General features: G+C 71.6%; 14 protein-coding genes and 1 pseudogene. 8 read left to right on the top strand and 7 right to left on the bottom strand.

Annotated elements, in window-relative coordinates; genetic code table 11:
• Positions 1 to 47 precede the first annotated feature (47 nt).
• On the top strand, positions 48 to 1088 hold the full coding sequence (locus HUN08_RS06695; RefSeq protein WP_124248399.1) for an ABC transporter substrate-binding protein: 1041 nt from the start codon (positions 48 to 50) through the stop codon (positions 1086 to 1088).
• A 21-nt stretch (positions 1089 to 1109) separates the two neighbouring features.
• Here HUN08_RS06695 and moaCB read toward each other — a convergent pair whose 3' ends face one another.
• Positions 1110 to 2117: a bifunctional molybdenum cofactor biosynthesis protein MoaC/MoaB gene (gene moaCB, locus HUN08_RS06700; protein WP_124248400.1), complete on the bottom strand. Its 1008-nt coding sequence runs from the start codon at positions 2115 to 2117 to the stop codon at positions 1110 to 1112.
• Positions 2093 to 3295, bottom strand: coding sequence for a gephyrin-like molybdotransferase Glp (gene glp, locus HUN08_RS06705; RefSeq protein ID WP_124248401.1), 1203 nt, complete (start codon positions 3293 to 3295; stop codon positions 2093 to 2095). The genes moaCB and glp overlap by 25 nt, the downstream gene beginning before the upstream one ends.
• Before the next feature lie 68 nt (positions 3296 to 3363).
• On the opposite strand from glp, the gene moaA reads away from it, so the two are divergent.
• From moaA to HUN08_RS06740, 7 genes are all read left to right on the top strand, one after another.
• A complete protein-coding gene (moaA, locus tag HUN08_RS06710; protein WP_301546930.1) occupies positions 3364 to 4377 on the top strand; it encodes a GTP 3',8-cyclase MoaA in 1014 nt (337 codons plus the stop codon).
• Positions 4370 to 4618 carry a MoaD/ThiS family protein gene (locus HUN08_RS06715; protein ID WP_301546931.1) on the top strand — a complete coding sequence of 83 codons (249 nt, stop codon included), beginning with the start codon at positions 4370 to 4372 and terminating at the stop codon, positions 4616 to 4618. The genes moaA and HUN08_RS06715 overlap by 8 nt, the downstream gene beginning before the upstream one ends.
• 42 nt (positions 4619 to 4660) lie before the next feature.
• A complete protein-coding gene (gene modA / locus HUN08_RS06720; RefSeq protein WP_124248404.1) occupies positions 4661 to 5398 on the top strand; it encodes a molybdate ABC transporter substrate-binding protein in 738 nt (245 codons plus the stop codon).
• Entirely contained in the window at positions 5395 to 6216 is an 822-nt protein-coding gene (gene modB, locus HUN08_RS06725) for a molybdate ABC transporter permease subunit (protein WP_124248405.1), read from the top strand. Before modA ends, modB begins: the two co-directional genes overlap by 4 nt.
• Positions 6217 to 6313: 97 nt before the next feature.
• Positions 6314 to 7711 carry an MFS transporter gene (locus tag HUN08_RS06730; RefSeq protein WP_124248406.1) on the top strand — a complete coding sequence of 466 codons (1398 nt, stop codon included), beginning with the start codon at positions 6314 to 6316 and terminating at the stop codon, positions 7709 to 7711.
• Positions 7711 to 8841 (top strand): uroporphyrinogen-III synthase, encoded by a 1131-nt coding sequence (locus tag HUN08_RS06735; RefSeq protein WP_124248407.1) that lies wholly within the window; start codon positions 7711 to 7713, stop codon positions 8839 to 8841. The genes HUN08_RS06730 and HUN08_RS06735 overlap by 1 nt, the downstream gene beginning before the upstream one ends.
• A 35-nt stretch (positions 8842 to 8876) precedes the next feature.
• Complete coding sequence (locus HUN08_RS06740; RefSeq protein ID WP_165353423.1) at positions 8877 to 9512, top strand: YoaK family protein; 636 nt, start codon at positions 8877 to 8879, stop codon at positions 9510 to 9512.
• Here HUN08_RS06740 and HUN08_RS06745 read toward each other — a convergent pair.
• The 5 genes and pseudogenes from HUN08_RS06745 to HUN08_RS18530 form a co-directional block, all read right to left on the bottom strand.
• On the bottom strand, positions 9419 to 10150 hold the full coding sequence (locus HUN08_RS06745; RefSeq protein WP_124248409.1) for a sirohydrochlorin chelatase: 732 nt from the start codon (positions 10148 to 10150) through the stop codon (positions 9419 to 9421). The genes HUN08_RS06740 and HUN08_RS06745 overlap by 94 nt on opposite strands.
• Complete coding sequence (nirD, locus tag HUN08_RS06750) at positions 10147 to 10572, bottom strand: nitrite reductase small subunit NirD (RefSeq protein WP_124248410.1); 426 nt, start codon at positions 10570 to 10572, stop codon at positions 10147 to 10149. The genes HUN08_RS06745 and nirD overlap by 4 nt, the downstream gene beginning before the upstream one ends.
• Positions 10569 to 13148: a nitrite reductase large subunit NirB gene (nirB, locus tag HUN08_RS06755; RefSeq protein ID WP_124248411.1), complete on the bottom strand. Its 2580-nt coding sequence runs from the start codon at positions 13146 to 13148 to the stop codon at positions 10569 to 10571. The genes nirD and nirB overlap by 4 nt, the downstream gene beginning before the upstream one ends.
• 252 nt (positions 13149 to 13400) lie before the next feature.
• On the bottom strand, positions 13401 to 13940 hold the full coding sequence (locus tag HUN08_RS18525; protein ID WP_367649948.1) for a molybdopterin-binding protein: 540 nt from the start codon (positions 13938 to 13940) through the stop codon (positions 13401 to 13403).
• A 46-nt stretch (positions 13941 to 13986) separates the two neighbouring features.
• Positions 13987 to 14988: pseudogene (locus tag HUN08_RS18530) on the bottom strand (NTP transferase domain-containing protein); the annotation flags it as partial.
• Between the last annotated feature and the right edge of the window lie 17 nt (positions 14989 to 15005).

Here is a 15005-nt window from a genome sequence, read left to right on the forward strand (position 1 = left end):
GCCGTGTTCCATGCCGTAACCGTCTCGACAGTGAAAGAGGAAACACCATGAAGCACAGCCCATTCCGGTACCGATCGGCCGTCGCAGTGTCGGCCACACTGGTCGCGTCTGGACTGCTCGCCGCCTGTGGCAGTCCCAGCCCGACGTCGGAGACGACGGTGTCGGCCGCACCGCAGGCGAGTGGTCAGGGGCCGCGGGTCGACCTGTCGAAGGTCACGCTCACCGTCGGCGATCAGGCCGGGGTTGGGTCGCAAGCGCTGTTGTCGGCGGCCGGACTCACCGAGAAGCTGCCGTTCACGGTGAAGTGGGCGAACTTCAACGCGGGCCCGGTGATGCTGCAGGCCGCGGCCTCCGGTTCGGTGGACATTGGCAGCGTCGGCGACGCCCCGCCGGTCTTCACGGCGGCCGGCGGCGCACCGATCGCGATCGTGTCCGCGGTCCGCAATCCGGCCGGCTACGAGGCCATCGTCGTGCCGAAGAATTCGCCGATCACCTCGGTGGATCAGTTGCGCGGCAAGAAGATCGGTGGAAACCAGGGAAGCAACACCAACTACTTCACCTTCCAGGTGCTGAACAAGGCCGGACTCAAGCCGTCGGACGTCTCCCTGGACTACCTGGCACCCGCGGCAGGCTTGGCGGCGCTGGCGAATGGCTCGATCGATGCCTGGGCGGCGTGGAGCCCGTACATCGAGCAGGCGACCGTCCAGCACGGCGCCCGCGTCCTCACCGACACGGCGCCGTACGGCACGCACTACTCCTTCAACGTGGCGTCCAAGCGGGCCCTGAGCGATCCGGGCAAGGCGTCCGCGATCCGGGAGTACGTGCGGCTGTGGAACCAGGCACGGGTGTGGGCCAACGAGCACCCCGATCAGTGGGCGCAATTCTGGTCCAAGGCGACGGGTCTGCCGCTGTCGGTGACCGCGGTCGCGGCGCGGAACTCCGGCGGCGTGCCGGTCCCGATCACCAAAGAGGTCTCCGATTCCGAGCAGACGCTGGTCTCGACCTTCGCGGCCAACGGGCTGACGCCGAAGGATTACGACTTCTCGCCCTATGTCTTCACCGGACTGAACAACCTTTACGGGGGATGAGCGGCGTGGCGCGGTCGCGGCTCAGTCGTGGCCGCCGCCGACGGCGAGGTCGAACAGGTGCTTGACCAGCGGATCGAGTACGGCGATGCCGTCGCGGACACCCCCGCGGGAGCCGGGCAGGTTGATGACGAGGGTGCGACCGGCGAAGCCGGCCAGGCCGCGGCTCAACGACGAATACGGCGTCGACGCCCGGCCGGTTTCGCGCAGCGCCTCGGCGATGCCGGGCAGTTCGGTGGTCAGATAGGGGCGCGTCGCCTCGGGGGTGTGGTCGTCCGACGTCGGGCCGGTACCCCCGGTCGTGATGAGTAGTGACGGCCGGACGGCCAACGCGTCGGCGATGGCGCCGTCGATCTCCGCGTCGGCGACGATGATCGGCTCGTCGACCTCGAATCCCTTGTCCGTCAACCACTCCCGCAGAATCGGGCCGGTGGCATCGGTGCGCTCGCCGGCCGCGACGCGTGTCGACGACACGATTACGTGGGCCCGGCGGCCCGGATAGATGTCGACGACGGCGGGTGAGGAGGCGGTCGCCGGTGCGGCCGCTCCCGCATCGCGACGCCAGGCCCCGCGGCGACCGCCGTCCTTGGCGACGAGGCCGATGTCGGTCATCGTCGCCGCCGGATCGACGGCCTTCACCATGTCGTGCAGCGTCAACCCGGCGACGCTCACGGCGGTCAGCGCCTCCATCTCGACACCGGTTTTGCCGGTCGTCGTCGCCGTGGCGGTCACGGTCACGGCATCGGACTCCAGCGCGAACTCGACGTCGACCGAGTCGAGGGGGAGCGGATGGCACAGGGGGATCAGCTCGGCGGTCCTTTTGGCGCCCATGATCGCGGCGACCCGGGCGACGGCGAGCACGTCCCCCTTTCCGTGTCCGCCCGATTCGACGAGTCCGACGACCTCGGCGGTGGTGCGGAACACCCCGCGGGCCACGGCGGTCCGCCTGGTCACGGCTTTCGCAGAGACGTCGACCATGTGCGCGGCCCCGGAATCGTCGAGATGGGTCAATCCGACATCGTCAGCGGCCATAGCGGTACCTCCAGGTCTGGGGTGAGTTCGGTGAGGTCGGCGGGGACTTCGACGAGGACGTCGGCTTGGGAAGCGGTCGCGATGAGGTGGCTGCTCGGGCCGCCGATGACGGCGACGCGATTCCCGTCGGCCGTCCTCCCGCGCAGGAATTGAGTCTTTCCCGGCGCCGAGGCAACGGGGTCGAGCACGCGTCCCCGACCGCACCGCACCGGTGGGCGCCCCAGCACCGCATGGAGCGCGTCGCGCACGAACACCTCGAAGGACACCAGGACGCTGACCGGATTGCCCGGCAGGCAGAGCACCGGGGTGCCGTTGCGACGGGCCAACCCCTGCGGACCGCCCGGTTGCATCGCCACCGCGCCGAACCAGTTGCCGTCGGCGCCGGCCAGCAGGTCGCGCACCGGCTCGTGCTCGCCGGCGGAGACGCCGCCGGTCGTGATGACCAGGTCGGCCGAGTCGCATGCCGCGTCGAGCGCGGCGGCGAAACCGCCGTCGTCGCCGACAGTGCCGACGCTGGCCACGCGGGCGCCGCTGGTGGCGACGAGGGCTGCGAGCAGCGTCGAATTCGATTCGTAGATCTGGCCGGGGCCCAGCGGTTGACCAGCGCTGACCAGCTCAGACCCGGTGGAGAGGACCGCGACGCGGGGCGGGCGCCACACGTCGACCGTCTCGATGCCGGCCGCGGCCAGTGCGCCGAGCCGGTGCGGCGCCAACCGGGTTCCGGCCCGCGCGATCGGGTCGCCGGCGCGAACGTCGGACCCGGCGGGTCGCAGGAAGGCCCCGGTCGCCGGGGACACCGAGAAGGACACCTCGGTGCCGCCACCCGCACTCGGCCGCTCGTCGGATTCCTCGACGGGGATCACGGTGTCGGCGCCCCGGGGGACCGGTGCCCCGGTCATGATCGCCGCCGCCGCGCCCGGGGCGAGGGCGGGTGCCCGTGTTCCCGCCGGGATGCGGAAGGCGACGGGGAGCGCGCTCCCGGATACGACATCGGCGGCCCGCACCGCGAATCCGTCCATCGCCGAATTCGCGAAGGGCGGCAGTGCGAGCGGGGCGTCGACGGTGGTGGCGAGCACCAGGCCCAGGGCGTCGGCCACCGCGACTGGGGCGATGGCGGCCACGCCGGTGACGTGCTCGGCAACGGCGCGTCGGTGCTCGGAGACCGGACGTCTGGGCATCCTCCTAGCTTAGGGCGCCCGGATCGAACGGAACATTGCCGAAACACCGCAGGGGTAGCGTCACAGGTGTGACCGCGCCCGAATCGCCTGCGCTTCCCGCGCTGCTGGTTGACACGTTGGGACGGCGCGCCCGCGACCTGCGGATCTCGTTGACGCAGGCGTGCACGCTGCGCTGTCGCTACTGCATGCCCGCGGAGGGCTTGCCGCTCCTGCCGCGCGAGGAGTTGCTGTCGGCCGCCGAGGTGACCCGGTTGGTCGACGTGGCCGTCGGGCACCTGGGCATCGAGGAGGTGCGGCTCACCGGCGGCGAGCCGCTCGTGCGGGGGGATCTGGAGCTCGTGGTCGCCGGCATCCGCGCGCGGCATCGGGATCTGCCGATCGCCTTGACCACCAACGCCATCGGACTGGCCCGCCGCGCCGAAGCGCTCGCGCACGCCGGTCTGACGCGGGTCAACATCTCCCTCGACGCGGTGGACGCGGAACTCTTCGCCCGGGTGACCCGCCGCGACCGGCTCGCCGACGTGATCGCCGGGATCGACGCCGCCCGCGCCGCCGGGCTGCAGCCGGTGAAGATCAATGCGGTCCTGCAACGCGAGACCCTTTCCCACGCACCGGAATTGCTGCGCTGGTGCCGCGACCGCGGATTGCCGCTGCGCTTCATCGAGGCGATGCCACTCGACGCCGACCGCGCCTGGTCGGCGCAGACCATGGTCACCGCCGACGAGCTACTCGACGTGCTGGGCGCCACGATGGTGCTCACCGAGGCGGGTCGTGACGATCCGAGTGCACCGGCGGCGTTGTGGCTGGTGGACGGCGGACCGTATCGGGTGGGGATCATCGCCTCGATGACCCGCTCCTTCTGCGGGAGCTGTGACCGTACCCGTGTCACCGCGGAGGGCCGCGTGCGGCCGTGCCTGTTCTCCGACGACGAGATCGATCTCGCCGCGATCCTGCGCACGGGCGGGTCCGACGAGGCGCTGGCGGACGCGTGGCGCGCCGTCACCGTGCGCAAGCGGGCCGGCCACGCCGATGCGGCGCAGCTCGTCGCCCCCCGGCGCAGCATGGGGGCGATCGGTGGCTGAATCGGTGACCGTCACCTACTTCGCGGCCCTGGCCGACCGCACCGGTTGCCGCCGCGAGGAACTGCTCGTCGACCTGCTGACGGTGGGATCGCTGCGCGCCGCGGTCGGCGCCCGCCACGGTCCCGCGGTCGCGGAACTGGCCGGGCTGTCGTCGGTCCTGACCGGCGACGACGTGGTCCGTGACGACGCCGACCCGATCGGCAGTAGCGTCGACCTGCTCCCACCGTTCGCCGGTGGCTGACGAAAACCGCCCCCCCCGGGGCCGTGACGAAGGAGAACCGAAGTGAAATCCACCAGACTGCTCGCCGCGACGGCAGCCGCCTCGCTCGCGATCGTCTCGCTGGCCGGGTGCTCGAGCGACGGCACGTCGTCGCAGTCGATCCGCGTGCTCGCCGCCGCGTCGCTGGTCGACGTGCTCAGGCCGATGGTGTCGGCCTACGCGAAGGAGCATCCCGGGGCGAAGGTGCAGGTGGACACCGGCGCGTCGTCGGCACTGGTGCAGAAGCTGACGTCCGGGGCCAAGGGCGACGTACTGATCACCGCCGACGAGAAGACCATGACCAAGGCGGTCGACGGCAAGGTCGCGCACGACCCGCGCGTGGTCGCGACCAACCGCCTCGTGATCGTCGTGCCGAAGGGTAACCCGGGCAAGGTGACCGGCGTGAAGTACTTCACCGAACCCGGCAGTCGCGCGGTCATCTGCGCGCGGGAGGTGCCCTGCGGCGCGGCGGCGGAGAAGGCGATCGCCGCCATCGGCGGCACCCCGCATCCGATCAGCCGCGCCGTCGACGTGCGCGCCGCCTTGGCGTCGGTGACCAGCGGGGAGGCCGACGCGGCACTCGTCTACGCCACCGACGCCGCCTCGGCGGGCGACCGGGTGGAGACCATCGCGATCCCGGACGCACCGGTGAATCGTTACCCGGCTGCGGCGCTGACCGATGACGGCAAGGCATTCGTCGACCTGCTCGCCGGTCCCGAGGGGCAACGCATCTTCCGGGAGGCCGGATTCGGGGCTCCGTGAGGGGGCGGCCGGCAACGCCGATCCGCGCCGTCGGTGTCATCGGCCTGGTCGTCCTCCTGACACCGCTGGTCGCGCTGATTGCGACGGCGCCGTGGGGGCAGATGATCGGATTGCTGACGGCGCCGTCGGCGCGTTCGGCCCTGTGGTTGTCCCTGGCCTCGGCCGCCATCGCCACGGCGATCGCCGTCGTCCTCGGCGTCCCGCTCGCCGCGCTGCTCGCCGACGGCATCTCCTCGGATCGGCTGCGGGCCGCGTTGCGGCTGGTCGTGCTGGTGCCGATGGTGCTGCCCCCGGTGGTGGTGGGCGCCGGCCTGCTGGCGGCATTCGGGCGGCGCGCACCGATCGGCTCGCTACTGGACTCGTGGTTCGGCTGGACGCCGACCTACACCTTCGCCGCCGTCGTCATGGCGCAGCTGGTGGTGTCCATGCCGTTCCTGGTGATCAGCGTCGAATCGGCGTTGCGCAGTCGCGACGTCGACGCCGAGGAGGTCGCGCACACCCTTGGTGCGGGGCGGGCCACCACGTTCTGGCGCGTGACGCTACCGATGATCCGCGGGGGGATCGGGGCCGGTGCGCTGCTGTGCTTCGCGCGTTGCCTCGGCGAATTCGGTGCGACGGTGACCTTCGCGGGCAACGTCGAGGGCGTCACCCAGACGATGCCGCTGGCGATCTATCTGGCGCTGATCCGCGACGACCGGTCGGCCGTCGCGATGTCGGTCGGGCTGGTTTTGATCAGCCTTTTCGTACTTGTCCTCCTGCGTCGTCGCTGGTTGCCCGGCCTGCGCGGCGACCGCACACCGTCGGATTCGCGGGCGTGAGGATCTGGTTACGTCCCGGTGACCGCGGCTGACGAAAGCCGCAACACGGAATCCATAGCGTCGGCGACGACAACGGCTCGAACGCTTGGGAGGAAACGTGAAGGAACCGCGACGCACTGGCGGATTGCTGGAGAACTGGGATCCGGAGAACACCGAGCAGTGGGACAACGGCGGGTCGGCCATCGCCCGGCGGAACCTGATCTGGTCGGTGGCGGCCGAACACATCGGGTTCTCGGTGTGGTCGTTGTGGTCGGTCATGGTGCTGTTCATGCCGGCCGACGTCTACGGCCTCACCACGGGTGACAAATTCCTCATCGGCGCCACCGCCACGTTGACCGGAGCGCTGCTGCGCTTCCCGTACACGATGGCTACCACGCGCTTCGGCGGGCGCAACTGGACGGTGTTCTCCGCCTTCGTCCTGCTCATCCCGGTCAGCGCGACCCTCTGGATCCTGGCGCATCCGGGTATGCCGCTGTGGGTGTACCTGGTGTGTGCCGCCTCGACGGGGCTCGGCGGCGGCAACTTCGCTTCGTCGATGACCAATATCAACGCCTTCTACCCGCAGCGCCTCAAGGGCTGGGCGCTGGGCCTCAACGCCGGCGGAGGCAACCTGGGCGTGCCGGCCGTCCAGCTCATCGGGTTGCTGCTGGTGGCGTGGATCGGCGACGCCGCGCCCTACTGGGTGTGCGCGGTCTACCTGGTGCTCTTGACCGTCGCCGGTATCGGCGCCGCCCTGCAGATGGACAACCTGACCATCCCCGGTGTCGACATGCGGGCGATGCGCCGCGCCGTGGCCAACCGGAACACGTGGATCATCGCGGCCCTCTACATCGCGACCTTCGGCTCGTTCATCGGCTACTCCTTCGCCTTCGGCCAGGTGTTGGCCGGGTACTTCCGCGATCACGGCGACAACCCGTCGCAGGCGGCGCTGCACGCCGCTCAGATCGCCTTCGTCGGCCCGCTCCTCGGCTCCATCAGCCGCGTCTACGGTGGCAAGCTCGCCGATCGCATCGGTGGCAGCCGCGTCACGCTCGGCGTGTTCCTCGGCATGATCGCGGGAGCCGGGATCCTCGTCGCGGGCAACGGCTCCCTGGTCTTCTACATCGTCGGATTCGTCGTCCTGTTCGTGCTGTCGGGGATGGGCAACGGATCGGTGTACAAGATGATCCCGTCGGTCTTCGAGGCCGCCGCGCAGTCCAAGGGGTTCGCCACGGTGCAGGAGCGCGCCGACTATTCGCGCTCGCTCACCGGGGCGGTCATCGGCATCGCGGGCGCGATCGGCGGTCTCGGCGGCGTCGGCATCAACCTCGTCCTGCGGCAGTCCTACCTCAGCTCGGGTTCGGCGACCTCGGCCTTCGTCGTGTTCGCCGTGGTCTACGTCGCCGCGGCCGTCATCACCTGGTCGGTCTACCTGCGGGTGCCCCGTGCAGACCGACCGGTCCCCGTCGGCGCGGGCAGCGGTGCGCCGGCGTCGGCATCTGAGAGACTGGGGTGATGATTGCCGACGCAACGACCGGGCCGGCCGGGTTGATCGGGTTCACCGTCGCGATCACCGCCGCCCGACGGGCCGACGAGTTCGCGATGCTGCTGCAGCGCCGCGGTGCCACCACCCGCAGCGCCCCGGCGATGGCGATCATCCCGCTCGCCGACGACGTGGCCCTGCGCGCGGCCACCGACGAGGTCCTCGCCCAAGCCCCCGACGTGCTGATCGCGACCACCGGCATCGGCTTTCGCGGCTGGGCCGAGGCCGCCGAGGAGTGGGGGTTGGCGTCGGCGCTGATGAAGCAACTCGAATCCACCCGGATCATCTCGCGCGGGCCGAAACCGACCGGGGCGCTGCGGGCCGCGGGGCTGCGGGAGGAATGGTCGCCGGCCTCCGAGTCGTCGGTGGAGGTGCTGGCGCACCTCCCGCAGGACCTGTCCGGTCAGCGCGTCGCCGTGCAGCTGCACGGGGCGACCGACGACTGGGATCCGAACCCGGGATTCCTCGCCGAACTGCGCAGACGCGGGGCGACCGTGATCGCGGTACCCGTCTACCGGTGGACCGCGCCGGCCGACCAGGACCGGTTCGACGCGCTGTTGGTGGAGATCGCCGACGCCCGCGTCGACGCGGCCGCGTTCACCTCGGCTCCCGCCGTCGCCGCGATGCTGGAACGGGCCAGGCAGCTCGGGCGGGTCGACGCCCTGCTGGACGCGTTGCGCGGGCCGGTGGTGCCCTACTGCGTCGGCCCGGTCACCGCACGGCCGCTCGAAGACGTCGACGTGCCCAGCGTCGCCCCGGAACGGATGCGCCTGGGGGCGCTGGCCCGGTTGATCGGCGACGACCTGCCGCGGCGGCGCCCCGAATTGGCGGTCGCCGGGCACGCGATGGGGGTGCGCGCGGACGCGGCCGTCGTCGACGGGCGGGTGTGCGACGTCTCCCCGTCGGGCCTTGCGCTGCTGCACGCACTGGCCGCCAACCCGGGTGAGGTGGTCTCCCGCACCGACCTGTTGGCGCTGCTGCCCGTCGCCGGCGGCGATGCCCACGCGGTGGAGGTGGCTATCGGGCGGCTGCGGTCGGCATTGGGGGCGCGCGAACTCATCGCCACCGTCGTCAAACGCGGATACCGGCTCGCCGTCGACTAGATTCGACCGTCATGCAGTCGATTCGTCAGCGCGAGGTGGTGCTCGCGGTCGTGTTGGCGGCGACGGCCGGCTATGTCGACGCGGTCGGGTTCCTCGATCTCGGCGGCTATTTCGTGTCCTTCATGAGCGGTAACACCACCCGGATGGGGGCCGAGTTCACCAACGGGCGACTGGCCGGCGCGGGCAAGGCGCTCGGCCTGATCGGCCTGTTCTTCGTCGGCTGCGTCCTCGGCGGTCTGCTGGCCCGGTTCCGCGACGGTCGGGTGGCGGTGCTGGTCGCGACGACGCTCCTGGTGGCGGCTGCCGGACTCGCCGACACCCAGTCCTGGTTCCCGGTGCCCGCCGCACTCGTGGCGACCGTCGGCATGGGGACGATGAACGCGACCTTCCTGCGCGGCGGCGAGGTCGCGGTGCCGCTGACCTATGTGACCGGGTCGGTCGTGAAGGCGGGACAGCGCCTGGCCGACGCGCTGCTCGGCGGCCCGCGCTGGGAATGGGTGCGCCCGGCGCTGATCTGGGCCGGATTGGCCTGTGGCTCGGTCCTCGGCGGCTGGGTCTATTCGACGGTCGGCAACCTTCAATCGCTGTGGCCCGCGGTGCTGATACTCGTCGTGACGACCTCGGTCACCTGGTGGGTGCGCCGGCAGGCGAGGTCGAGTACCGCGGGATGAACCCCGAGCGGGGCGGCGACGACGTCGGCGCCGCACTCGTGCAGGCGGCGGGCGAACAGGCCGTCGGCCAGCAGATAGGTGGCGACGGCGATACGGCGACCGGCGCCGCAGTCACGTCGCAGGGTCGCGACGGCGTCGGGGACCGAGGGAAACCCGGATCGATCGGCGGGCGGGATGACGAAGCCGACGCGCACCGGTGCCCCGACGCGCAGCGACAACAACCGGCCCATCGTCGCGATGTCGGCCTGCGCGCGGGGATCGCGAGAACCGGCGGCGGCGAGGACGACCGGATCGCCCGGCTGCCATCCGGCGATGAGCAACCGCGAGACCATCGCGTCGGCCAGCAGCGGGTCGGGGCCGAGCGGGCGCGTCAACAGCGTCGCCCGCGGTGATCGCTCCAGATAGGCGGGTAGATCGGTGTGCACGTGGTAGCCGCCGGCGAGGAAGGCGGGTATCACCCGCACCGGGTCGGAGCCGGGGATCGACTCGAGGGCCTGTGCGGGGTCGGGGCCGAGGACGTCGACGAATCCGACGCGCACATCGTCGTGCAGGCGCCGGCCCAGCGCGTGCGCGAGGTCGCCGATCACGGCCACCCCGTGCGGGTTGCGCGTGCCGTGCGCGACGAGCAGCGTCGTCACGACGCGCTCCCCACCGCTGTACGCCGGTAGCCATCGGGGCGGTAGCCGAAGCTGATATCGGGGGAGTTCGCGACGAAGACCGTCCCGTCGAGGCCGATGCGCGTGGCGTAGACCGGGATGCTGATCCCGTCTGCGTCGAGGCACCGGCCGTCGATGAGGCTGAACGCCTGCTTCTTGAGCGGCGACTGGACGGTGGGGAAGCCGCCGCGGTCGCCGACGATGCCGCGTGACATGACCGCGGCCCGGCCGATCGGGTCGATGTTCCCGATGGCGCGAATGCTGTCGTCGGCCAGTCGGAACAGTGCGACCTGCGCGTTGTCGGGCAGCAGGACCGCCACCCCGCGCAGCGGCTCCAGCCGCGAGAGCGGACACGCCGCGGTCCAGTCCCGGGTCCAGCGGTGCAGGTCGAAGTTGAGGCTCATCGGAGGTTCCCTTCGGTGGCGAGGTCGGCGGCGGGCTCGGCGGCAGTCAGCACGGTCGGGGTGCCGAGGAGCACCGGGACCTTTCGCCCGTTGTTGCTGGTGAAGCTGACCGTCGGGTCCGGTGTGTCCGGGGCGTTGACGAAGGACACGAACCGGGAGAGTTTGTCGGGGTCGTTCAGGACGCCCTTCCACTCGCATTCGTAGCCCTCGACGTGGCGGGCCATGTCGGCCTCGAAATCGGCGGCCAGGCCCAGGCTGTCGTCGACGACGACCGACCGCACGTGGTCGAGACCGCCATCGATCTCCTCGAGCCAGGCCGCGGTGCGCTGCAACCGGTCGGCGGTGCGGATGTAGTACATGAGGAACCGGTCCACGTAGCTGACGAGGGTGGCCGTGTCGAGGTCGCCGGCGAGTAGTTGGGCGTGCCGCGGCGTCATGCCGCCGTTGCCGCCGACGTAGAGGTTCCAGCCCTTGTCGGTGGCGATGACCCCGACGTCCTTGCCGCGTGCCTCGGCGCATTCGCGGGCACAGCCGGAGACGCCCATCTTGATCTTGTGCGGCGAGCGCAGGCCCCGATAGCGCAGCTCCAGGTCGATGGCGAGCTGCACGGAGTCCTGCTGGCCGTAGCGGCACCAGTCCGAACCGACACAGCTCTTCACGGTGCGCAGGGACTTGCCGTAGGCCTGACCGGACTCCATCCCGCCGTCGACGAGGCGCTGCCAGATCTGGGGCAGCTGGTCGACGGTGGCGCCGAACATGTCGATCCGCTGGCCGCCGGTGATCTTCGTGTACAGGCCGAAGTCGCGCGCGATCTCGCCGATCAGGATGAGGTGCTCGGCGGTGATGTCCCCACCCGGGACCCGGGGGACCACCGAATAGGTGCCGTTGCGCTGGATGTTGGCCAGGAAGGCGTCGTTGGTGTCCTGCAGCGAGGCCTGCTCGCCGCCGAGGATGTGATCGGAGCTGGTGGAGGCCAGGATCGACGCGACGGTGGGCTTGCAGATGTCGCAGCCGGTGCCGGTGCCGAAGCGCCCGATCAGCCCGGAGAAGGTTCGGATTCCGCTGGCACGGACCAACTCGAACAACTCGGCGCGCGAGACGTCGAAGTGCTCGCACAGCGACGTGCTCTGCTCCACGCCTGAATCGGCGAGGATCTGCGAGAGCAGCGGCACGCAGGAGCCGCAGGCCGTGCCGGCACCGGTGCACTTCTTGAGGTCGGCGACCGTACAGGAACCGTCGGCGATCGCCGCGCACAAGGTGCCCTTGCTGACGTCGTTGCAGGAGCAGATCTGTGCGTCGTCGCCGAGTGCGCCGACGCCGATCCCGGGGGAGCCGTCGGTGGCCGGCGAGATCAGGCTCACCGGGTCGCCGGGCAGCGTCTGCCCGACGAGCGGGCGCAGCAGGCCGTAGGTGCTGGCGTCACCGACGAGGACGCCGCCCAGCAGGGTCTGCGCGTCGTCGGAGAGGACGAGCTTGGCGTAGGTGCCGTTGATCGGGTCGCTGACGACGACGTTGAGCGCGCCGTCGGTGCGCCCGTGCGCGTCGCCGAAGCTGGCGACGTCCACCCCGAGCAGCTTGAGCTTGGTGGACAGGTCGGCGCCGGGGAATTCCGCGTCCCCCTCCAGGAGGCGGTCGGCGACGACTTCCGCGGTGGCGTAGCCGGGTCCGACGAGGCCGTAGCAGACGCCCTCGATGGCGGCGACCTCGCCGATGGCGAAGATCGCCGGATCGGAGGTCGCGCAGCCGAGGTCGGTCAGGACCCCGCCCCGCTCGGCGATGTCCAGCCCGGCGTCGCGGGCCAACTCGTCGCGCGGGCGCACACCGGCGGCGAAGACGAGCAGGGCCGCGTCGACGACGGTGTCCTCGCCGAGGGTGACGCGCAGGCCGCCGTCGTCGGCGGTCTCGATATTCGACGTGCCGACCCCCAGCGACACGTCGATGCCGAGTTCGCCGACCATACGGGCGAGGTGCTCGCCGCCGGCCTCGTCGACCTGTTGTGGCATGAGTCGCGGGTTGTATTCGACGACGTGCGGTCGCAGGCCGAGCTGGCGCAGGGCGTTGGCCGCCTCCAGCCCGAGCAGGCCGCCGCCGACGACGATGCCGACGGCACCCGGGTCGCGCTCGAGGGCCGTCTGCGCATCGGCGCGGATCGCGTCGAGGTCGTCGAGGGTGCGGTAGACGTGGCAGTTGTCCGCGTCGTGCCCGGGCACCGGTGGGACGAAGGCGTAGGAACCGGTGGCCAGGACCAACGCGTCGTAGGCGAGCTGCGCGCCGTCGGCCAGCGTCAAGGTGCGCTCGTCGCGGTCGATCCGGGTGACCGCGTTGCCCAGGCGCAATTCGACGAGGTCGTCCCCGGCGTAGTCGTTGCCGGCCAGCGCGAGGTCGCCGCGCTCCCAGGTGCCGACGTAGGAACTCAGCCCGACGCGGTCGTAGGCGGCATCGGACTCCTCGCCGAGGATGACGACGCGCCAGCGGTCGTCGGCGTCGCGGGTGCGCAGCGCTTCGACGAACCGGTGGCCGACCATTCCGTGGCCGACGACGACCACGGTTCGGGTGCGGGTGGGCGCGGTTGTCATGTGATCCTCCTGGGCGGCTGTGACGGTGAAACCCACGGTAGGAATCCGGTGTTGCACCGGTGTTGCCGCGACTGTTGCGCCGGCATGACAAATACGACGGTCGTGTTTCGATCCGGTTCGAAACAGCGCACAGCTGTGCGGGATCGGATGTGAGAAGCAGTCAGATCAGACGGCGAACCGGGCCACCGGCCTGCGGCGCGAGCAGCGCGATCCCCCGTGCCCCGATCAACGAACCCGGTTCGGCCGTGCTCGTCACCGCGGCACCGAGCCATCGGCCGGCGCCCTGCGGACGGATCGGCACGACCCGCCACAGTGTCGGGTGGGCGAGTTCGGCGGCGTTGTCGACGGCGATCTCGTCGGCCGGCGCGGGTGCCGCGGCGAGCAGGGCATCGCGCAGCGGCGGCGCGCACAGGGCGGCGCCGGCGAGGGCGGCGACCGGGTTGCCGCCGAGGCCCAGCAGGGTGCCGCCGTCGGGAGGGCGGCGACGATCAGCGAGCCGCCCGGGCGGATCGGGAGCCCGTCGACGAGGATGACCGCGCCGACCGCGTCGAGTGCCGCCCGCAGGTGATCGGCGGTGCCGCGCCCGGTCGCGCCGATGATGACGACGAGTTCGCCCGGCATGCGGTCGGGCCCGACGGCATCGCGCACGGCGTCGGCGGTATCGGGCAGGTGCGCGCCGGTCGCGACACGGATGCCGGTGCGCGCCAACAACTCCCGCACCAGGGGTGAGGCGGTGTCGGCGATGCCTCCGGCGGCGGTCGCGCCGACCTCGTCGCCGGAGGTGTGCAGCACCGCGCAGCGGGCCGCGCACCGAGATCCGGGCGACCCCGGCCGCGTGTGCCGTGCCGACCAGCGCCGCGTCGACCGTGGTGCCCGCCTCGGCGAGGAGATCGCCGGTGGTCCAGGAATCCCCCTGTCGACGGGTGTCGTCGCGACCCTGCGACGTCGGGGTCACGGAGCCGTCGGGGAGCTTCGCGACCTCTTCGACGCGGACCACCCGATCGGCACCGTCGGGTAGCGGGGCTCCCGTCGCGATCACCGCGGCCGTGCCGTCGGCGACGAGTGCTCCGGGCCGGTGGCCGGCGCGGATCGGGGTGCCGACGAGATGCCACGGGGGTTCGCCGCGGACCGCGAACCCGTCCATCGCCGCCGTATCGAAGGCGGGGAAGGGGAGCGCGGCGCGCAACGGTTCGGCGAGGACCCCGCCGAGTGCGTCGGCGGGGGGAGCCGTCCGGACGGACGCGATGCCCATCCCCGCGAGCGCGGTCGTCAACGTTCCCGCCGGCCCGGCAAGACGTCGGGCCGCTTCGAGGTCGGCGGGGGTGTCGACGTCGGCGATACCCGGCAGCGGCAGCTCGACTGCCTCGTCGGGGATCATCGAGCGCATCGATTCGCCCGCGGCGGCGAGCGCCTGCCGCAGGGCGTCGGCCCGCCATACCCCGACGAGATATTGGCGCCGGCCCTCGTCGTCGACGGCCAGCGCGACCGGTGCCTGGGCTGCGCTGCGCGCCCGCGCGAGCGCGACCAGGTGCGCGGCGGTGAGGAAGGGCAGATCGGCGGCGAGGACTGCCACGGCGCGATCGTCGGGAAGGTCGTCGAGCGCGGCGAGGCCGGCGCGCAGCGCCGCCACCGGACCGGCGAACGGCGGGTCCTCGCGGGTCGTCCGGATGTCGGCGGGCAGGTCGCGCTGCGGACCCACGACGACGATCCGGTCCGCGTCGGCCACGGCGGCCAAGGCCACGTCGACCAACCGCCGACCGCCGACGAGGCTCGCCGGCTTGTCGGCGCCGCCCATCCGCCTGGCCTGCCCGCCGGCCAGGATGACCGCGTCGAAGTCCACCGCCTCACCGTATCGGT

The organism is Gordonia sp. X0973, from assembly GCF_013348785.1.
Taxonomy (GTDB): Bacteria; Actinomycetota; Actinomycetes; order Mycobacteriales; family Mycobacteriaceae; genus Gordonia.